This is a genomic window from Collinsella sp. BIOML-A6 (assembly GCF_009875845.1).
Classification (GTDB): Bacteria; Actinomycetota; Coriobacteriia; order Coriobacteriales; family Coriobacteriaceae; genus Collinsella; species Collinsella aerofaciens_H.
Genome location: NZ_WWSL01000009.1, coordinates 1 through 19,917, shown reverse-complemented (window position 1 = coordinate 19,917; position 19,917 = coordinate 1). Strand labels below are relative to the sequence as shown.

At 60.8% G+C, this 19,917-nt stretch carries 15 protein-coding genes; 14 read left to right on the top strand and 1 reads right to left on the bottom strand.

What is annotated here, in order from left to right:
• Positions 1-54: 54 nt before the first annotated feature.
• From GT495_RS04355 to GT495_RS04330, 6 genes are all read left to right on the top strand, one after another.
• Positions 55-993 carry an ABC transporter ATP-binding protein gene (locus tag GT495_RS04355; protein ID WP_161161633.1) on the top strand — a complete coding sequence of 313 codons (939 nt, stop codon included), beginning with the start codon at positions 55-57 and terminating at the stop codon, positions 991-993.
• Positions 994-1,002: 9 nt separating this feature from the next.
• Positions 1,003-2,190 (top strand): ABC transporter permease, encoded by a 1,188-nt coding sequence (locus tag GT495_RS04350; protein ID WP_161161632.1) that lies wholly within the window; start codon positions 1,003-1,005, stop codon positions 2,188-2,190.
• Positions 2,177-3,382 carry an ABC transporter permease gene (locus GT495_RS04345; protein WP_161161631.1) on the top strand — a complete coding sequence of 402 codons (1,206 nt, stop codon included), beginning with the start codon at positions 2,177-2,179 and terminating at the stop codon, positions 3,380-3,382. Before GT495_RS04350 ends, GT495_RS04345 begins: the two co-directional genes overlap by 14 nt.
• Positions 3,383-3,664: 282 nt before the next feature.
• Positions 3,665-4,378: an ABC transporter ATP-binding protein gene (locus GT495_RS04340; RefSeq protein ID WP_240128094.1), complete on the top strand. Its 714-nt coding sequence runs from the start codon at positions 3,665-3,667 to the stop codon at positions 4,376-4,378.
• Positions 4,379-4,386: 8 nt separating this feature from the next.
• Positions 4,387-7,053, top strand: coding sequence for an ABC transporter permease (locus GT495_RS04335; protein WP_161161629.1), 2,667 nt, complete (start codon positions 4,387-4,389; stop codon positions 7,051-7,053).
• 273 nt (positions 7,054-7,326) lie between these two features.
• A complete protein-coding gene (locus tag GT495_RS04330; RefSeq protein ID WP_161161628.1) occupies positions 7,327-8,532 on the top strand; it encodes a DUF362 domain-containing protein in 1,206 nt (401 codons plus the stop codon).
• 251 nt (positions 8,533-8,783) lie between these two features.
• Here GT495_RS04330 and GT495_RS04325 read toward each other — a convergent pair whose 3' ends face one another.
• A complete protein-coding gene (locus GT495_RS04325) occupies positions 8,784-9,749 on the bottom strand; it encodes an alpha/beta hydrolase (protein WP_161161627.1) in 966 nt (321 codons plus the stop codon).
• 186 nt (positions 9,750-9,935) lie between these two features.
• Between GT495_RS04325 and GT495_RS04320 the strand changes: the two genes are divergently transcribed.
• The 8 genes from GT495_RS04320 (at position 9,936) to GT495_RS04285 (ending at position 19,326) form a co-directional block, all read left to right on the top strand.
• Complete coding sequence (locus GT495_RS04320; RefSeq protein WP_187323830.1) at positions 9,936-10,619, top strand: hemolysin III family protein; 684 nt, start codon at positions 9,936-9,938, stop codon at positions 10,617-10,619.
• Between the two features lie 114 nt (positions 10,620-10,733).
• On the top strand, positions 10,734-12,107 hold the full coding sequence (locus GT495_RS04315) for a hemolysin family protein (protein WP_161161626.1): 1,374 nt from the start codon (positions 10,734-10,736) through the stop codon (positions 12,105-12,107).
• Positions 12,108-12,131: 24 nt separating this feature from the next.
• Positions 12,132-12,965 carry a hypothetical protein gene (locus GT495_RS10840; protein ID WP_240128095.1) on the top strand — a complete coding sequence of 278 codons (834 nt, stop codon included), beginning with the start codon at positions 12,132-12,134 and terminating at the stop codon, positions 12,963-12,965.
• Between the two features lie 136 nt (positions 12,966-13,101).
• Positions 13,102-13,491, top strand: coding sequence for a YtxH domain-containing protein (locus GT495_RS04305; RefSeq protein WP_152074498.1), 390 nt, complete (start codon positions 13,102-13,104; stop codon positions 13,489-13,491).
• Positions 13,491-14,246, top strand: a complete 756-nt coding sequence (locus tag GT495_RS04300; protein ID WP_161161625.1) for a PRC-barrel domain containing protein — start codon at positions 13,491-13,493, stop codon at positions 14,244-14,246. The genes GT495_RS04305 and GT495_RS04300 overlap by 1 nt, the downstream gene beginning before the upstream one ends.
• Positions 14,247-14,318: 72 nt before the next feature.
• Positions 14,319-15,725 (top strand): polysaccharide deacetylase family protein, encoded by a 1,407-nt coding sequence (locus GT495_RS04295; protein WP_240128096.1) that lies wholly within the window; start codon positions 14,319-14,321, stop codon positions 15,723-15,725.
• Positions 15,726-16,210: 485 nt separating this feature from the next.
• Positions 16,211-18,055, top strand: coding sequence for a magnesium transporter (locus GT495_RS04290; RefSeq protein WP_161161624.1), 1,845 nt, complete (start codon positions 16,211-16,213; stop codon positions 18,053-18,055).
• 74 nt (positions 18,056-18,129) lie between these two features.
• Entirely contained in the window at positions 18,130-19,326 is a 1,197-nt protein-coding gene (locus GT495_RS04285; protein WP_152074551.1) for an Nramp family divalent metal transporter, read from the top strand.
• Positions 19,327-19,917: the final 591 nt, after the last annotated feature.

Genomic DNA, 19,917 nt, shown 5'->3' with positions numbered 1-19,917 from the left:
CGCTCCTGCGATGATGCAGCCGTACCAGACCACGACCGACAGAAGGGCTGCCTCATGACAGACATCGTCCACGTCGAAAACCTCGTCAAGCGCTATGACGATCTTATCGCGCTCGACCACTTTAACCTGAGCATCGCTCCCGGCGAGATCTTTGGCCTGCTGGGCCCCAACGGCTCGGGCAAGACCACGTCCATCAACTGCATTTTGCAGCTGCTCGCCTACGACAAAGGCACCATCGAGCTGTTCGGCGAGCCCATGACGCCCGCCCGCTACGACCTCAAGCGTCGAATCGGCGTGGTCCCGCAGCAAGTTGCGGTGTTCAACGAGCTCACCGTGCGCGAGAACATCGACTATTTCTGCAGCCTTTACGTCAGCGACCGCAAGCGCCGCCGCGCGCTGGTGGACGAAGCCATCGACTTTGTCGGGCTGGGCGACTTTGCCAAGTTTCGCCCCGGCAAGCTCTCGGGCGGTCTGGCGCGCCGGCTCAACATTGCCTGCGGTATCGCGCACAAGCCCGAGCTCATCTTTTTTGACGAGCCCACGGTGGCAGTCGACCCGCAGAGCCGCAACGCCATCCTGAAGGGCATCTGCCGCCTGCGCGACGAGGGCGCCACGGTGGTGTATACCAGCCATTACATGGAGGAAGTCGAGCAGATTTGCAGCCGCATCATGATCATGGACGGCGGGCGCGTGCTGGCTCAGGGCACCAACGACGAGCTCAAGCGCATGATTCAGATGGGCGAGCGCGTGACCGTCGAGGTCGGCGCCGTCGAGCCCGCCACGGTCGAGCGACTGCGCGCCCTCGAACACGTGCTTTCGGTTGAGCTGTCCGACGGCGAGCTCGTCTGCACCTGCGAAGCGAGCCCGCACAACTTGGTCGATATCCTTGACACGCTGCGCGCCGCCGACGTGGCGCTTGGCCGCGTATGGAGCGAGCCGCCGACCCTCAACGATGTGTTCCTCGAGATCACCGGCCGCGAGCTGCGCGACTAGGGGGCGGCCATGTTCAACACCATTACCATCACGGTCAAGACGCTGCTGCGCCGGCCGAGCACGTGGGTCTGGAGCGCGGTCTTTCCCATCGCGCTTTCCACGATGTTTATGTTTATGTTTGTGAACCTCAGCTCCGATGGCACGGTCGACCCGGTGCCGGTTGCCGTCGTGGCGGACGAGGCCTGGGACGCTTCGACCTTTAAGGACGTTGCGACGTCGCTTGCCAAGGAAGGTGACGACCAGCTGCTCGATGTGAGCGAGTACAAAGACTTGGCAGCCGCGCGCAAAGCACTCAAGGCCGGCGAGGTCGCGGGCATCTATACGGTCGACGATGCGGGCGCACCCAGGCTCACGTTGCTTTCGAGTTATGACAGCTCGCGTGCGACGTCGGTGCTCGCCGACCGCAGCATTCTGGAGACGGTGGCAAGCTCGTATACGCAAAATGCCGAGCTCATGCGCCAGATTGCCCAGGACAACCCGGCGGCGCTTACCGATCCGGAGGCGGTTGCGCGCGCCCTGTCGCTCGAGGGCGGCACCCGTCGCGTGAGCCTGACGCGCACCACGCCCGACGCTACGACCATCTACTATTTCGCACTCTTTGGCCTAGTCGCGATGATGTCTGCCGAGTTTGCCGCTTTGAGCGTCGTCGATTTGCAGCCCAATCTGTCCGGCCTCGGCACGCGTCGCTGCGTGGGAGGCGCCTCCAAGACGGCGTCGCTGGCCGGCATCTTTGTGGGATCATGGCTGGTCTCCTTTGCCTCGATAGCGGTTGCGATCGGCTACGTGCGCCTGGTGGTCGGTGTCGACTTTGGCGGGCGCGAGGGGCTGTGCCTGGTAGGTGGCGCTGTGTCCGCGCTAGCCGCCACGGGCTTGGGGCTCTTTGTGGGCACGCTTCCCGTTAAGGGCGGCAAGGCGTCCAAGTCCGGCATCCTCACGGGCTTTGCCACCACGTGCGCCCTGTTCGCCGGCCTCTACGGCGTGCCGGCGATGGGACTTGCCGACGACGTCGCCCGCGCCTGCCCGGCCGAGTGCTGGCTCAACCCCGTCAAGCTCATCTGCGACATGTTCAACCGTCTGTATTTCTTTGAGGATCTGGGACCCTTTGCCGTTCGCGCCGGCGCGCTGGTCCTCATGGCCCTGGTGTTTGTCACCGCCGCATCGCTAATCTTTGGAAGGAGCCGCTATGAGCACCTTTAAGACTGCGCTTCGCATGGCGCTCGCGCACCCGCTCTACCTGCTCATCTATACGGTGTTTCTTTCACTGTTGGGTGTGTTTATCGCGGCATCGGTGAGCTCAAACTCGTCGCAGCTCACCGACTACAAGCCTTGCGATGCCAACGTTGTCGTGGTCGACCGCGACGACAGCGATCTTTCGCGGGCGCTTACCAAGCACCTGGGTTCGCGCTTTGACCTGGTCACGGGCGTCGGCGACGATACGTACGATCTTGCGGACGCGCTCTCCAAGAGCAACGGCGCCAAGGGCCATGCCGATTGCGTGTTCTTTATCCCGAAGGGGTTTGAGGACGACCTGATCGCGGCCGCCCGTGCGGGGGAGGAATTGCCCAGGCTCGATGTGACCTACGGCTCCGGCACCATGGCGGCAGCGCTTTCGTCTGCCGAGGCCTCGCGGTGGATCTCGCTCGCGGGCGCTTCGGCGGCCCTGGAGCCCGTCGCCTCTAACGGCAGTGTCGCCAAGGCCGCTGAGCATGCCGCCGCCAAGCGTGCCGAGGTCGAGATTGAGCGGGTCAAGGTCGACTCGACTGCCGCCGCCACACTCGAGTCGTATTTCAACTTTGGTGCGTACGCGATCATCTCGTCGGTCATCGTGTCGGTGGGGCTGGTGCTTTCGGGCATGAACGAGCCCGAGCGCGTGCGTCGTATGGATGCCGGCCCAATCCCCGAGCGCCAGCGTTCGCTTGCCGTGTTCGCGGCCGCCGCCGTACTCACCGTCTGTATCTGGCTTGTGTCGAGCATGATGGGCGTCGTGGGCTTTGCCGGCGCGGTTGCCGAGGTCGGTGTGGGGCGCGTGTGCCTGGCGCTGGCGGCGACGTTTGCCCTGGCGTGCACGACGCTGGCCGTTGGCTTTACGCTGTCGAGCCTGGGCGCGCGCGAAGAGCTGCTCAACGGTGTGGGCAACCTGCTTGGCTTGCTCATGACGTTTTTGGGCGGTGCCTGGATGCCGCTTTCGATGATGGGCTCGGCCGTGCAGACCGTGGCGCACTTTGTGCCGACATATTGGGTGAACGACGCGATCGGCAAGGCGCTCGCTTCGGACCTGACGTCTGCCGTGCTGGGCGACATCGCCTGCGACCTGGGCATCACGGTGCTCTTTGCCGCCGCCATCACTGCCGCAGGCCTGGCACTTGCCCACAACAAATCCCGCGCCTAACCGTCTAGTCGTTGGGGACGTTCTTAAACGACTCATTATCGGGGACAGTCTTTGCCGATTCGCCGGTCTGCCGGTCGGGTTGGCAAAGACTGTCCCCGGCTGCCGGCAGAAAGGGAACGTCCCCAGCTGCCGGGTGGCGAAAGAGTGTCCCCAACAGCTAGTCGTTTAAGAACGTCCCCAACGACTAGCCTTGAAACAAGTCCCCGCTCTCGCCCAAAAATAGTTGACCTTGGTTTACTATTACCTCATAAAAGTATCAGCAGGCTAACAATGGTGGGTAGAATGGCGACAAAGCAAGCCTATGTCCAGGTCAGCGGGCTCAAGAAACACTACGGCGACGGTGACGCACGTCTGACGGTGCTCGACGGCATCGATGCGTCCATCAACCGCGGCGAGATCTGCGTCATGCTGGGACCCTCGGGCTCGGGCAAGTCGACCTTCCTCAACCTCATTGGCGGCCTGGAGGATGCCGACGCCGGCTCTATTCTGGTGGACGGCTGCGACCTTACCGTGCTCAAGGCCGGAGACCTGGGCGAATACCGACGCCGCGAACTGGGCTTTGTCTTCCAGTTCTACAACCTGGTGTCCGATCTCACCATCAAGGAGAACATTGAGGTCACGGCGCACCTGTCCAAAAACCCGCTCAATGTCGACGACCTGCTGCGTTCGCTGGGCCTCTACGAGCACCGCAACAAGTTCCCGCGCCAGGTCTCGGACGGTCAGCAGCAGCGCTGTGCCATCGGCCGCGCACTCGTCAAAAACCCGGGCCTGCTGCTGTGCGACGAGCCCACGGGCGCGCTCGACTATAAGACGTCCAAGGAAATCCTGCAGCTCATGGAGGATGTCAACCGCGCCTACGGCTGCACCATCATCATCGTCACGCACAACGCCGCCATCGCTCGCATGGCCAACCGCGTGCTGCGCCTGCGCGACGGCCGTATCGTCGAGGATGAGCTCAACGAGTCGCCCGTCGCTGCCGCCGATCTCGACTGGTAGGCGGCGCCATGACACCCCTCGCAAAACGTCTCCCGCGCGAGCTGCGCCGCAATATCGGCAAGTACCTGGGCATCTTCTTGCTTATGTGCGGAAGCATCGCCCTCACGTCGGGCTTTTTGCTCGCAGCGCATTCCATTGGCTGCCTTATCGACGACATGCGCGACGACTACACGATTGAGGACGGCCGCGTGACCACCTCCTTCGAGGCCACCGACGAGCAGCTCAAGGCTGCCGAAGACGCGGCGGGGGACGTCGGTGGCGTCACACTCTACAAGAATTTCTCCATCGATGCCCTCATCAAAAAGACCGCCGGCGACGATGGTACCAAGCGCACCCTGCGCGCCTATGCGCATCGCACCAAGGTCGACATTGCGTCCTATTGCGAAGGCAAGCAGCCTAAGGCGGACGACGAGGTGGCCATCGACCGCGTCTTTGCCACCAACAATGACCTCGCCGTGGGCGATAGGATCGAGCTCGAGGGTCGCACCTATACCATCTGCGGCATCATGACGCAGCCTGATAGCCAGGCATTGTTCCTCAACAATTCGGACTTTACGGTGAACACCATTACGTATGGCGTTGCCGAGGTTACCGATGCCGGTTTTGCCGCGCTCGAGGATGCCGGCGGCGCGCCCGCCTATACGTACTCCTTTACCTTTAACGACCGTGACCTCTCCACCGCGGACCGTACCGATGCCGAACAGGATATGGTCGAGGCACTGGCAGATGCCGATGCACGCGTTGACGATCTTATCGATGCCGATTCCAACCAGGGTATTGGCTATGCGCGCGACGACGTGGACGGCGACTCTATGATGTGGACGACGTTGCTCGACATCATCATCGTGATCATGGCGTTTGTCTTTGTGGTCCTTACCGATGCCACCATCGAGGAAGAGAGCGCCATCATCGGCACGCTGCTCGCTAGCGGCTATCGTCGACGCGAGATCGTGCTGCACTACCTTGCGCTTCCCGCCATCGTCGGCGTGGTCGCGGCGCTATTGGGCACCGCGCTCGGCGTTGCGTTCTTTACCGAGCCCATGCGTAGCCTGTATTACGGCTCGTACAGCCTGCCGCCCTTCCAGGTGTACTGGAGCTGGGAAATCTTCGTCAAGTGTGCCGTGGTTCCCGCCGCTGCACTCATTCTCATTACGCTCGTGGGCCTGCTTCACAAGATGGGTAAGACGCCGTTGCAGTTCCTTCGTCACGAGGCGAGCGGCAAGTCGGGTACTAAGCGCGGTCTGCAGCTGCCGGAACGCATGGGTTTTGTGCCCCGCTTTCGCCTGCGCATCTTCCTGCGCAACCTGGGCAACTTCGCCACGCTCTTCGTGGGCATTGCGTTTGCATCGCTGCTGATGCTTTTTGGCCTGGCGATTCTGCCCACGATGACGCACTATGCGGACAACCTGGAGACGAGCCTGGTCGCCGAACATCAGTACACGCTCAAAGCCCCGCTAGAGCTCAAGGGCACCGCCGAGGAGCGTGGGCAGTGGGCGGCGCTCGAGCGCTTGCAGTCAGTGGACGGTGCATTGCTCTCCGCCGTCCAGAATGCCAGCGACGAGCTCGATGACGCGGCCGATGCCGCACAGGCAGCAGCCGATGCCGCAGCCAACTCTCCGTCTGCCGAGAGCCTGTCTGCGGCGCAACGTGCGCTCGCAAACGTTCAGGACAAGAAGGATACGTTCTACGCGCGCCTCGATGACGTGGCCGTTGCCCTTGGCTGCGACCGCGACACTGTCATCGATCTGATTGAAAAGGCTTCGAGGATTGACGCTGACAACGGCGACATTCACCCGGTTAACACGACCGACAACGGTGCGGCTAAGATTGCACAGGCCGAGAAATACGCTGTCTACCAGTTGCAGTACGACCGCGGCAACGGAAACGGCGAGGAGGCCATTTCCGTCTACGGCATCTCGCCCAACTCGCGCTACTGGAAGAACCTCGATGTCGGCGACGGCCGCGTCGTCTTTGGCGGCGGTCTGCTCGATAAGTTTGGCTGGAGCGAGGGTCAGAAGGTTGAGTTGCGTGACAAGTACAAGGCTCAGGGTTATTCCCTTGAGTACGCGGGCAAGGACTGTGCCTGGGGCTCCAAGTCGGACATGAATATCTATATGGGCATCGATGACTTTAACGAGCTGTTCGGCAACGATGCCGCCTACTTCAACGGCTATGTAAGCGACGAGAAGCTCGACCTCGATGCTCGTTACTTTGCCGGCGACACCACCCCCGACGACATGCGCGCCGTGGGCGACCAATTCATCGGCATGATGAGCAAAATGATCGGCATGATGGTCGGGCTCGCGGTGTTTATCTTCCTGCTGTTTATGTACCTGCTGACCAAGGCCGTTATCGACCATAGCGCCCGGTCGATTAGCTACATGAAGGTCTTTGGCTATCGAGATACCGAGATCTCGCATCTGTACATCCGCTCGATCACGCTGTGCGTGGCGGCGTCGCTCGTGCTGAGCCTGCCATTGATCATCGGCTCGCTCACGGCCATCTTCCGCTCCATGCTGCTTGCCTATAGCGGCAATATCGAGATCTACGTGCCAGCTTGGTCCATGGCGGTGTGCGTGGGCATTGGCTTTGCGACCTACCTGATCGTGGCGCTGCTGCACATGCGTTCCATCAAGCGCGTGAGCCTGGCCGAAGCTCTCAAAGTCCAAGAGTAGTCATCGGGGACGTTCTTAAACGACTAACCATTGGGGACAGTCTTTGTCGGATCGTCGGCTCGCCGGTCGGGTTGGCAAGGACTGTCCCCAACTGCCGGCAGAAAGGGAACGTCCCCAACTGCCGGGTGGCGGGTGGCGAAAGAGCGTCCCTAGCGGTACTCATTTAAGTCTGTCCCCAATGAGCACCTAGGTGTTGCGCTTGACTTTGACCCTACTTCAACGGGTACCATCCCCTTATGTCTGTAACGCCATATAGACCGAGGGGATAAATCTATGACCGCAACTGCACCCGCGGCGCCCGCTAAGGTGTACTTCACCAACCTGCGCACGCATGCTCGCGAGAGCCAGCTCGACAAGCTCAAGCGCCTCATCCGTCGCACCGGTATTGAGCAGATCGACTTTGAGAACAAGTTCGTCGCTATCAAGATTCACTTTGGCGAGCTGGGCAACCTGAGCTTTTTGCGCCCCAACTATGCCCGCGCCGTAGCGGATGTCGTGAAGGAGCTGGGCGGCAAGCCCTTCCTCACCGACTGCAACACGCTTTATGTCGGCAGCCGCAAAAACGCGCTCGAGCACATCGACACCGCCTACCAGAACGGCTTTACCCCGTATGCCACGGGTTGCCAGATCATCATCGCCGACGGACTCAAGGGTACCGACGAGGCGCTCGTCCCGGTCGAGGGCGGCGAGTACGTGCGCGAAGCCAAGATCGGTCAGGCACTCATGGATGCCGATATCGTGATTAGCCTCACTCACTTTAAGGGTCATGAGCAGGCTGGCTTTGGCGGTGCCATGAAGAACCTGGGCATGGGAGGCGGCAGCCGTGCCGGCAAGATGGAGCAGCATGCCTCCGGCAAGCCGAACGTCGCGACCGAGCACTGCGTTGGCTGCCGTGCCTGCGAAAAGATCTGCGCGCACAACGCTATCTCGTTCGACGACACCCGCGAGCGCGAACTTGCCAGCGGCGCTACTCGCACGGTGCACGTGGCTGCCATCGACCACGATTGCTGCGTGGGCTGTGGCCGCTGCATCGGCGTGTGCAACCAGGATGCCATCAAGCCCGGCTATGACGCTGCGGCCGACGTGCTCAACCACAAGATCGCCGAGTATACGAAGGCCGTTGTCGACGGCCGCCCCAGCTTCCATATTTCGCTTGCCATGGATATCAGCCCCAACTGCGATTGCCATCCCGAAAACGACACGCCCATCGTCAACGATATCGGCATGTTCGCGAGCTTCGACCCGGTCGCCATCGACCAGGCCTGCGCCGATGCCGTCATGGCATCCGAGCCGCTGCCCAACACCGAGCTCACCGATAGCGCCGCCAAGATGGAGCACAATCACGAGCATCTGGAGGGCGAGCAGGCGCGTGACCCCTTCTGCATCACGCATCCCGACACCGACTGGCGCGCGTGCATCGCGCATGCTGAGAAGATCGGCCTGGGTACGAGCGAGTACGAGCTCATCGAGGTCAAGTAAAGCCTAGCTATTGGACAAAACAAGCGTCTTTGTTGCGCAACGTAAGCAAAAGCCGCCTGCGAGCACGGTGCTCGTAGGCGGCTTTTCGGAAGTATGCGGCAAATTCTGAGACCGCCGAGCACACGGCGTTTTTTGCCGACAAAACCGCAGGAAAATCAGGTGCGAAACAGGGGTATGGTCGGCAAGTTCAGATTTTGCCGCATACTTCCGAAAAGAGGGGGTCAGATAAATCCCCAGGCGTTGCTTTTTTCCTAATAATTCTTGTCGAGGAAGTTGTCGACCGTGCTCCAGTAGAGTTCGGGGTCGACCTGTGCACTCTTGGCGTGGGTGGCGCCATGGATAGTGAGCTTTTGCTTGACCTTGCTGGCGCACGCGTCGTAGTTTTGGTCGAGCATGCTGTACGGTACAAAGGCGTCCTGGTCGCCGTGTATAAAAAGCATGGGAACCGTCGCGTGTTTGAGTTGCTCCACACTGCTCGCCTTATGAAAGTCGTAGCCCGCACGCACGTTGCACACCAAGTTTGCTACATCGAGCAAGGGAAAGCTGGGCAGGCCGAACACATCCTTGAGCTGCAGAGAAAACTCGTCCCAAACACTCGTATAACCGCAGTCTTCGATAATGCATTTCACGTTTGCGGGCAGAGATTCCCCCGCGACGTTCATGGCGGTCGCCGCACCCATCGACTCGCCAAAGACCAGGATACGCGCCTCGGTGTCAGCCTGAACGATTCGCTCGATCCATGCGACGATGTCGAGGCGCTCGGGCCAGCCCATGCCGATATAGTCGCCGCCGGAGCGCTCGTGGGCGCGGGCGGCGGGTGCGAGTACGTTCATGCCGCGGTCGTGGAATCGCTTGACGTATCGGGCCATACCGATGGGCTCGTTGGTATATCCATGCAGGCAGACGGCGTAGTCGTGCGTGCTCTCCGACGCAGCAAAATACCAGGCGGCAAGCTTGGTCCCGTCGTCCGCGATGAGGCTGCTGCTCTCGCGGTTTTCCTTAAACCACGCCCGTGCCTCGGTTTCCTCGGCATCCGGCTGCTCGCCTTTTTCGGCGTCCTTGCCGTCCTGCATCATCTTCATGGTGTACGGCGCTTGGGGGTTCAGGGCAAAGTCAAACAAGAAGTTGCCGGCAAATCCGAGCAACGTGACAAAGAGCGCCAGCACAACAGCGACGGTTATCTTAATCTTTCGATGGGGGTGTGCGCGTTGAGACATTTTCGGTTCTCCTTAAAGATGGTGATACATCAACAATTAAACGAAGCGCATTATGGACGTTCGCCGTTGATGCGTCAACAAGCAAAGAATGGGTAAACAAAGGGTCACGTAAGGTGCAAATTTCGCACGTATCCAGACGCTTTGATATAGTGTTGAGAACCATTTACGTTGGAGGATGTAACCGGCATGTCCGATTCGAGCGACAGTTCCAAGCCGCGACCTAAGGCCGCGGCCGTTCCGCAGTACACGGTGGGCGAGGAGATTATGAACTCCGTCACCCATGGTGTCGGATGCCTGCTGGGCATTGCAGGCCTCGTGCTTCTGATCGTATTCGCTGCCCTGCGCGGCGGAGGCCCGGCCCACATGGCCGCGGCGATCGTCTACGGCGTCAGTATCATCCTCGAATACTTGGCCTCCACGCTTTACCACGCGATTCAGCCCGCGGGTGCCAAGCGCGTGTTTCGCATCATCGACCACAGCTGCATCTACCTGCTCATAGCCGGCAGCTATACGCCGTTTTGCCTTATCACGCTGGCGAATGACGGCGGGGCCATACTGTTCTTTGCCGTGTGGGCCATCGCCATCATCGGCATAGCACTCGAGTGCTTTTTGCGCGAGCGTCAGCCACACTGGGTAAGCGGCTTGGTCTACCTGCTGATGGGCTGGCTTGTCGTCTTTAAGCTGCCCGCGCTTGTGGCGCTGCTGAATCCCGTCGCGCTTGCCCTGCTCGCCGTCGGCGGCGTGTGCTATACCGTGGGCGTGCCGTTCTATATCGCCAAAAACGTGCGCTATCTGCACAGTGTTTTCCACTTGTGGGTGCTTGCCGGCAGCATCTTCCAGTTCATGGCAGTGATCCTCTTCGTAATCTAGCGATCGCATCTGTGCCCGCGGACCCATCCAAGCGGCCGCCGGGCGCAACTGCCCTATCCGTCACCTACGCCTACTGCCTAACGTCCCGAATCTTGGAGGTTCGAGAAACTCCCGATGGACATAACCATCTCCCTTATTACCACGCTCGTCCTGACGCTTATCAACGGCTACTTCTCCATGTCCGAGATGGCTCTCACCACGGCTAAGCGCGCCGTGTTGGAGCACGATGCCGAGGAGGGCGATAAGCGCGCCGAGCGCGCCATCCAGCTCGCCGCCGATTCCGATCAGCTGTTGGCCACCATCCAGGTCGCCATCACGCTCGTGGGCTTTGCCTCGTCCGCCGTCGCGTCGACGAGCCTGTCCGACCCGCTTGCCGCGTGGCTCATGAGCTTTGGCATCGCGCCGCTTTCCGCCATCGCGCGCGGCCTGGCGCCGGTCATCATCACCGTCGCCGTCGCTTTTGTGTCCATCGTGATCGGCGAGCTCGTGCCCAAGCGCATCGGTCTCGCTAACGCCGAGGGCGTATCCAAGCAGGTTGTGGGACCGCTCTCCGTGTTCCAAAAGATCGCCCATCCGCTCGTGTGGCTGACCGGCGCTTGCTCCGATGGCCTGGCCCGCATCCTGCGCATCAAGAGCGCCGATGACCGCCAGAACGTCTCGGAGGAAGAGATCAAGTACATGGTCTCGGAGCAGGACGACCTGCTCGACGAGGAAAAGCGCATGATCCACGAGATCTTCGACCTGGGCGACACCGTTGCCCGCGAGGTCATGGTGCCGCGCGTGGACACCACCATGTGTGAGGACGACGAGACGGTCGCCGACGTGCTGTCCACCATGCGCCAGACCGGCTTCAGCCGCATCCCGGTGTATCACGAGGACCCCGACAACGTCGCGGGCATCGCGCACATCAAGGACCTGATCCAGCCCGCGCTCGACGGCAAGGGTGACCAGCCCATCGCCGATTATCTGCGCGACGCCACCTTTGTGCCCGACACCAAGGATATCCTGCCGTTGCTGTCCGAGATGCAGACTTCGCACGACCAGATCGTGGTCGTCGTGGACGAGTACGGTGGCACGGCCGGCATTATCACCATCGAGGACATCGTCGAGGAGATCGTCGGCGAGATCGAGGACGAGTTCGACCCCGACAACAAGTATCTCACGCGCCTCTCGCGCCGTGAGTGGCTCGTCGATGGGCGTTTTTCGTGCGATGACGCGATTGAGCTTGGTTGGCCGCTCGAGGAAAGCGATGATTATGAGACCATCGCCGGCTGGATTTTGGAGCTTTGCGACTCGGTGCCCGACATCGGAGAGGTGTTTGAGGTCGCAGGGTACAAGTTCAAGGTACAGTCGATGCGTGGCCAGCGCATCTCGCTCATTCGCGTGATCGCTCCGGCCGAAACCGATAAGAAGGATTCCGAGTCCTCGGCAGAGAAGCCGGCGGCGTCGGGTGCGGGCTCTGCGGATCCGCACGACGGCGACGAGTAGGGCAAGGACGAGTAGGGGAGAGTTATGGCAGGCCTGTTCAACATCCTTAAGGTCACCGTCAGCGAGGACAAGATTTGCGCGCACGTGCTGGTGAACCCCGGCATGCCGCTCATGACCTCGGAGGATATCGAGGCCACGGCGCGCGTGTACTACCTGGTGCCCGCGATTGCCAAGCATCTGTGCCTGGGCGATTCGGGTCGCGAGTTCCAGGACTGCATGGGCCAGACCGAGCTTTGCCACCTGCTGGAGCACGTGACGGTCGAGCTCATGAACGAGACCGGTCTTGCCGGCAGCATTTCGTGCGGTCGCACGCGCGTGAGCGAGCATGACGAGCGTGTCTTTGAGGTCGAGCTTTCGTGTCCCGATGACGCGTTGGCCATTGGCGCGCTGTCGTCGGCGACCTTTATGATGGACTGGGCGTACCTGCACGCCGACCAGCCGGCTCCCGACGTGGAAGGCACGGTCGCGGGCCTACGCAACCTGGTGCTGGGCATGCGCGCCGAGGCCGAGGGCAAGGATCCGCACGAGGCCGTTGCCGCTGCGAACGGCGAGGACGTGGCAGAGGATGCGCCCAAGGGCGACGTTCCTGCCGACGTCGACGCTGAGCCCGTTGCCGAGACGCCTGCTGAGTCCGAGCCTGCGGAGTCCCAAGACGTCCCGAGCTTTGACGACGAGCCGCAGATGCCAATCGATACCGAGGGCGCGGTCGCCGAGAACCACGAGGCCCCCGCGGCCGTCTTCGGTGGCGCGGCAACGGCTCCGTCCGGCTCGGCGCACGAGGGAACGCTGCCGCTCGTTGATGGCGCCGGCGAAGACCCGGCCGCCACGGTGGCCATGCCGGCCATGCCGCAGGAGTAGGTTCGCTCACTTATCACCATCATGTTCCTGCGCTTTTACCGTACGCAGATGAGCGCGACGGCAAGTGTTGCGCTGCGGGTATAATGGACAGCATTCAAACGGTGGGCATCGAGGTGCCCGCAGGAGAGGAATGATCATGGGAAAGACTTTCAGCTTTGTCTCCGGTGCGCTCTTTGGTGCTGCCGCCGGCGCTATCATCGGCGTTGCTCTGGCCCCGCGTTCGGGTGCCGAGACCCGCGCCATGGCCGCCGATATCGCCAACGATGCCTGGGACAACATGCGTGACACCTACGAGCACGGTGCCGAGGAGGCTCGTGCCGCGGTCAACGACTTTGGTCCGATGGTCGACGCCAAGACCGATGACCTGCGCGCCAAGGTCGACCTGGCCCGCGAGCGCATGGACCAGCTTCGCGAGCAGCTCAACAACGCCATCTCGGGCGGCAACGTGACGCCCGCTGCCGACGTCGTGGTCGAGAACGTCACTGAGGCCGACACCGAGGCCACGGAGCCCTCGACCGAGGCATAATGCGCGCAGGGGATTTTGTCGGCGTCAAGGTTTATCGTAAGCCTGCCGAAGACAAGCGCACCAAAAAGGACGGCACGCCGCGCAGTCCTAAAAAGCTCGGCAAGATTCACTTTCCCGTCTTTACCCCGGGCGGTACGCGCGTGGTGGGCTTTATGGTCCGCCAGTCCGATATCGCGGGCATGATCGAGCGCCCCGACCGCTTTGTGGCGCTCGATGCCATCGGCGTCTATGAGGGCGCTGTCGCGGTCGACGACGTCAAGGGCACCTACGATGCCGCCGCGGCCAAGCGCCTCGATATCAACCTGGACGATTGCATCATCTGGGTTGGTATGGATGTGTGCACGGAATCGGGCGATGTCGTGGGCTACTGCTCGGACGTTGAGTTCAAGCCGCGCTCGGGTATTGTGCAGATGTTCTACGTGACCGCCGGTGCCGCTTCGAGCGTGCTGGTGGGCGACACGCAGGTGCCGCCGACGATGTTGCGCGGCTACGAGAACGGCGCGATGATTGTCTCGGACGAGGTCAAGGCGCTCGGGTATTCGGGCGGCGTGGTCGCCAGGGCTGCCGAGGCCGGTGTCGTGGTGGGCGATAAGGTCAAGAAGGGCGCCAAGGTGCTCGATGACAAGGGATCGGTTGCCGTGGACAAGGGCAGCCGCGCACTGGGCAAGCAGCTCGGCAAGACGCGCGGTATGTTCAAGGCCTTTAAGGACGAATATCAAAAGGCGAGCGGGAGCTCGTCAAAAGCTAGCAAATAGCGACGTACCAAATGATGGGAGGCGAGCCGGAGACATGTTGCTCCGGCTCGCTGTGTTGATGGGGGAGCGCGCATGCGCCAAAACGGATCTAACTTAAACGGGCGCTCGGGTGCGCGTCCGACGGCGCGCCGCGACCTGGGGCAGCTGCCCAGCGGTCAGCGTCAACGTCGCCGTAAGCCCGGCGCGATGTACCTCAACCATAGCCGTGGGTTTAGCGATCGCAGTGCGCGCATCGGCAACGGGCGCTCGCCGCGCCGACCGTCCCACCTGCCCTATGCGCTCATCGCCGTGGGCTGCGCGCTCGTGCTGTTTATCGCTGCCGTCGTGGGCTACGTCAACCGCAGCGTGGACGTGGAACTCAACGGGCAAAAGACCGCGGTGCGCGTGGGCTCTACGTTGCAGAATCTTATCGACGATCAAAGCCTGACCGAAACGTACGACGCCGGCGATCTGCTGGCCGTCGACGACAGCGTGCTCAAGCGCCATGGTGGCGAAAAGCTGTCGGTGAAGGTCGACGGCAAACGCGTGAAGCAAGGCAAATGGAATAGTCGCGAGCTTACGGGTGGCGAGAAGGTGACGGTTAAGGACGGCCGCAACGCGTACGAAAAGCACGAGGTCCAGGCCAAGACTGTCGAGCCCAAGCTTAAGGTCGAGGGCACGGGTGCCATTGAGTACGTCAAAACCTGGGGTGTTCGGGGCCGCTCTGAGGTATGGGTCGGCGAGCAGTCGGGCAAGACGCAGGACCGCGGCGAGGTCGTGCCCGCCACCGACTGCGTAGTCGAGTGCGCAAGCGTAGCGCCCAAGGGCAACGAAAAGTACGTGGCCCTGACATTTGACGAGGGCCCGAGCGGCGCGACCAAGCAGATCTTACAGGTGCTCAAGGAAAAGGGCGTCACGGCGACATTCTTCCTTTCGGGCGATGCCGCGGAAGCCTCGCCCGCTACTGCCAAAGCGATTGTCGATGCCGGGTGCGAGATCGGCTCCAACAGCTACAGCGATGATTCGCTCAAGGGCGAGGATCGCGAGACGGTACGCAAGCAGATCACGAAGGGCACCGAAGCGATTAAGTCGGCGACCGGCGTCGAGACGATGTTGCTGCGCGCCCCCTACGCCGCGTTTGACGAGCAAAACTGGATCGACTCGATGGACCTGGTGTCCGCCGTGGTTTCTTGGAATATCGATTCGGGCGACTGGCTACTCAACGGCGCCGACGAGCAAGTATCGACCGTGCTCGACTCGGTGACGCCGGGCAATATTGTGCTGCTCACCGATAGCGATGAGTGCGTCGAGCAGATGCTCGAGGCGCTGCCGCAGATTATCGATGGCCTTGTCGCCGACGGCTACAAGATCGTGACGCTCAGCGACCTGGTCAAGACGGACACGGCATTGAGCAAAAAGCTCACCTCGCTCACCAAGGTTTCCATGCCCAAGGACGCCGTGTTCCCCCAACTTGCCGAGGACGATGACACCACAGAGTAGTCATCGGGGACGTGCTTAAACGACTAGCCATGTGGGACAGTCTTGCGAAAACTCGGCACTTGGGGACTGTCCCCAACGGCCGGCACTTGGGGGCGTTCCTTTTCTGCCGGCAGTTTGGGACGGTCCTTTTCTGCCGCTCGCAAAGAGTGTCCCCGACGACTAGTCGTTTAAGAACGTCCCCAATGACTATGTCACGGATACGTCAGCGTTTGGTATGCCTGCAGTGTGCAGCGCATAAATTCGGTACCGCAGCGCGATGCTGATGTTATAGTTACTGCGGTTAATGAGGGTCAAGAGAAAGGTTACAGGTGAAATCCAAACCTCGACCATACAGTCGATGACCCCATGCAGGTGCTTTCTGCGCGTGCACGGGGTGTGAGCGCCGAGCGGTGTGCCGCCCGCGCATGCGTATACATATCTAAAAGTCCACGGATTGTGTGCCGGCATGGTCGCGCGGTCCGCAGGAATAATGATGGGGAGCACCATTGAATTATCTGAGTGAGATGCTCAAACTGCCGGTCTTGGATGTCGACGGCGAAAAGCTCGGCGTGGTTAACGATTTTGGCATTGCAACCGGCGAAGTTTTTCCGCACGTGACGTCGCTCGCGTTCCGTGGTCCCGGCAAGACGCCGTTTATGATCAGCTGGCGCAAATGGGTCGACCGTATCGACGAGACGGGTGTGTACCTCAATACGTCTGCCACCAACATTCGCTTTTCATATCTGCAGCCGACCGAGCTGTTGCTGGCGCGCGATGTTCTCAATAAGCAGATCGTCGATACACAGGGCATGAAGGTCGTGCGCGTCAACGACATCAAGTTCTCCATGTCGGGCGAAAATCAGCTGCGCCTGCTGGGTGCCGAGGTCGGCGCCCGCGGTCTGCTGCGTGCAATCAGCCCCGCGCTCGAGCACGTCGTCGAGAGCTTTATGAAGCACCTGGGCAAGCCGCTTGGCGAGGACATTATCGCCTGGTCTTACATGGACCTGCTCGATCGCTCAACTAAGAACATCCAGCTCTCGGTGTCGCACAAGACGCTTGGCGAGCTGCATCCTGCCGACATCGCTGACATCATCGAGCAGCTCGACCCGCGCCTGCGCGCGCAGGTGTTCGCGCAGCTCGATACCGCCCAAGCCGCCGAGGCCATTTCGGAGTTCGATGACGACGAGCTCATGACCGAGATGCTCGAGGGCCTGTCCGATACCGACGCATCGTCGATGCTGGCCATGATGGACCCGGACGACGCTGCCGACCTGATCGACGAGCTCGATTATGAGAAGGCCGAGAAGCTCTTGCGTCTGATGGGCGTCAAGGAGGAGAAGGCGATTCGTAATCTGCTGGGCTACGAGGACAACACCGCCGGCCGCATCATGACCTCGGAGTTTGTCTCGCTGCCCGCCTCGGCGACGGTCGGCGATGCTATCGAGGCGATTCGCAAACTCGACGAGGACTTTGAGAGTGTCTATTACGTCTATACCGAGGATCCGAGCGGCATGCTGACGGGCGTGCTTTCGCTGCGCACGCTGATCGTGGCCGACCGCGACGCCACGCTGGGCCAGCTCGCCTATCGCGATCTGGTTTACGTGTCGCCCGACGAGGACCAGGAAGACGTGACGGACGAGATGACCAAGTACGACCTGGTTGCCATCCCTGTCTGCGATGAGAACCGTCATATCCTGGGTATCGTAACCTTCGACGACGCCATGGACGTTATCGCCGAGGAGCATCAGGAGGACCTGCAGATCGCCGGTGTCGGATCGGGCGATAGCGCATCGGATGACTCGACGAACGTGCTCAGCTGGTTCGTGCATCGTCAGTACTGGGTTGTCGTGTGGGGCATCGCCTCATGCATTATGGCGACGGTGCTGGGGACGACGCTGGGCTCCGCGCATCTGGCGGTGTTCCCCATGTGCGCCATGCCGCTCGTGCTGCTGGCTGCCTCGCGCATGGTGTCGTTCGTCAAGAACTACTTCCTCGAGTACGACGGTCACGACGACGAGCCCAAACCGTACCTGGGATTCTTCTTCCAGAGCACGGGTATGGGCCTGATCCTTTCGCTCGTGACCTACCTGTGTGCGCAGCTGGTGCGCACCACCGCGTTCCCCGATGCCCCTATGTTTGAGGAGCAGCTCTTTACCGGCTGCTTTAACATCGCGGCCATCATTTGTCTGATTGGCAACATGAGCGCCGTGATTTACCTGATGGTGCTGTTCTGGCGCGATGAGCACGACCTTAACACGTCGGGTACCGCCATGAACGTCATCGCCGTCATGATCTCGTGTGTGGCGTACTGCATCTCTGCGGTGCTGCTCACCATATCGGTCATGGGATAGGTGGTCGCGTGCAAAACACGAACCAAAAGCCGAGCACCAAACAAAAGCTGACCATCGCTGCCATCTTTGGCGCTATGGGCCCCGGTCTGCTGGCGGCGCTTTCGGGTAACGACGCCGGCGGTATCGCCACGTATTCCAGCGCGGGCGCCAGCTATGGCTATAAGATGCTCTGGATGCTTCCCGTCATGACCGTGCTGCTTATCGTGACGCAGGAGACCGCGGCGCGCTGCGGATGCGTCACGGGTAAGGGCCTGGCGTCGCTCATTCGCGAGCGCTTTGGCGTGCGCAAGAGCGTGCTGGCCATGGCGGCGCTGTTAATCGCCAACACGGCGGTGACCATCTCGGAGTTCGCGGGTATCGCGAGCGGCCTTGCTCTGTTTGGCGTTCCGGCGAGCATCTCGGTGCCGCTCGTGGCGCTGCTGGTGTGGATGCTTACCATGTCGGGCAGTTTCCAGCGCATCGAGAAGATTTTGCTGCTGGTAAGCTGCGTGTTCGTGACCTATATCGTCGCTGCGTTTATGGCTGGCCCCAACTGGGGCGAGGTCGCGGTCGACTTGGTCGTCCCCAATATTCAGAACGATCCCAGCTACGTGTCGCTCGTGGTAGCAACGATCGGTACCACCATCGCGCCGTGGATGATCTTCTTGGCTCAGAACAACGTGGTCGATAAAAATGCGGGCGAGGACGACATCGTGCTGCAGCGCATTGATACCGTGAGCGGCTCGATCGCTGCTGATATCATTGCGGGCTTCATTATCATCACGACCGGTACGGTGCTGTTCCCGGCGGGTATTCAGATTAGCGATGCCGCCGATGCCGCCCGTGCGCTGGAGCCCATCGCGGGCCAGTGGTCCACGGTATTGTTTGCCTCGGGTCTGGTCGCAGCAAGCTTTTTGGCTGCCTGCGTGCTGCCGGGCGTTACGTCGAGTGCCATCTGCGAGGCTTTTGGTTGGGAGCGCGGCGCCGATCGCAGCTGGGACGAGGCCCCGGTTTACCGCGGCATCATTACGGCCATCATCGGTATCTCTGCCGTGTTGGTGCTTATGCCCGGCGTCGATCTGTTCCAGATTATGATGACCTCGCAGGTCATCAACGGCGTGCTACTGCCCGTGGTCTTGGTATTCCAGGTGGTTATCGCGGCGGATCGCCACATTATGGGCGCCAACCGCAACGGCCGCGTGTGGAACGTGCTCACGTGGGCGACTATCGGCGTGATTACGGTGCTGACGGTCGTCATGTTTATGCTGCAAGCGATGGGCTACGGCGCTTAACGCCCGCTTTTGCTTCCGAACAGGCCGCAGCGATGGACTGCGGCCTGTTTTTGCCTGCTATAGGGTGTTAGTTATTTAGAAGTGGACAAAAAATGCCAAATATGAGTACTGTTGCTAAGTGAATAGCATTTACACCCAAGAAGAAAATGAACATATAAGATAATATGTTCATTAAAACTGACTCCAATACGCCTTAAACCAGTCAGGTTGGCTGCTTTAGGGGGTTATACGGTTCGCTCGGACGTCATTTTTGGTTGTTTTTGCTGTTACTAAAATGGTGACAGTACTCATATTTGCCCTTTTTTGCCCACAGACCTTTGAGGTTGCGGCGAAAAGGGCTTGTTTTGATTGGTTGGAGCAGGCGCGAGGCGCGGAAACGATGTCTGGAGCGGCGGAGCGGCTTGGAATTCATCCGGAGAGGTCTTCATTGGCTGCACCAGGAGTGCTTCCAGGTGCCGGTACAAAAGGAGCATCCTTAACTGCCGCAGGGGGGCATATCGGCCACAGCCGACGCCCATTACAGTCTGAAATAGGCCATCGATAAATTTCGATGGCGAGCATTCGGCGCATTGCCTACGATACGGGCAAGCC

Excerpts from the sequence above, each read along its gene's own strand:
- GT495_RS04330 (WP_161161628.1), top strand. The coding sequence starts at position 7,327 with ATGACCGCAACTGCACCCGCGGCGCCCGCTAAGGTGTACTTCACCAAC.
- GT495_RS04355 (WP_161161633.1), top strand. The coding sequence starts at position 55 with ATGACAGACATCGTCCACGTCGAAAACCTCGTCAAGCGCTATGACGAT.
- GT495_RS04325 (WP_161161627.1), bottom strand. The coding sequence starts at position 9,749 with ATGTCTCAACGCGCACACCCCCATCGAAAGATTAAGATAACCGTCGCT.
- GT495_RS04350 (WP_161161632.1), top strand. The coding sequence starts at position 1,003 with ATGTTCAACACCATTACCATCACGGTCAAGACGCTGCTGCGCCGGCCG.
- GT495_RS04320 (WP_187323830.1), top strand. The coding sequence starts at position 9,936 with ATGTCCGATTCGAGCGACAGTTCCAAGCCGCGACCTAAGGCCGCGGCC.
- GT495_RS04315 (WP_161161626.1), top strand. The coding sequence starts at position 10,734 with ATGGACATAACCATCTCCCTTATTACCACGCTCGTCCTGACGCTTATC.
- GT495_RS04335 (WP_161161629.1), top strand. The coding sequence starts at position 4,387 with ATGACACCCCTCGCAAAACGTCTCCCGCGCGAGCTGCGCCGCAATATC.
- GT495_RS04305 (WP_152074498.1), top strand. The coding sequence starts at position 13,102 with ATGGGAAAGACTTTCAGCTTTGTCTCCGGTGCGCTCTTTGGTGCTGCC.
- GT495_RS04300 (WP_161161625.1), top strand. The coding sequence starts at position 13,491 with ATGCGCGCAGGGGATTTTGTCGGCGTCAAGGTTTATCGTAAGCCTGCC.
- GT495_RS04345 (WP_161161631.1), top strand. The coding sequence starts at position 2,177 with ATGAGCACCTTTAAGACTGCGCTTCGCATGGCGCTCGCGCACCCGCTC.
- GT495_RS10840 (WP_240128095.1), top strand. The coding sequence starts at position 12,132 with ATGGCAGGCCTGTTCAACATCCTTAAGGTCACCGTCAGCGAGGACAAG.
- GT495_RS04295 (WP_240128096.1), top strand. The coding sequence starts at position 14,319 with ATGCGCCAAAACGGATCTAACTTAAACGGGCGCTCGGGTGCGCGTCCG.
- GT495_RS04340 (WP_240128094.1), top strand. The coding sequence starts at position 3,665 with ATGGCGACAAAGCAAGCCTATGTCCAGGTCAGCGGGCTCAAGAAACAC.
- GT495_RS04285 (WP_152074551.1), top strand. The coding sequence starts at position 18,130 with ATGGGCCCCGGTCTGCTGGCGGCGCTTTCGGGTAACGACGCCGGCGGT.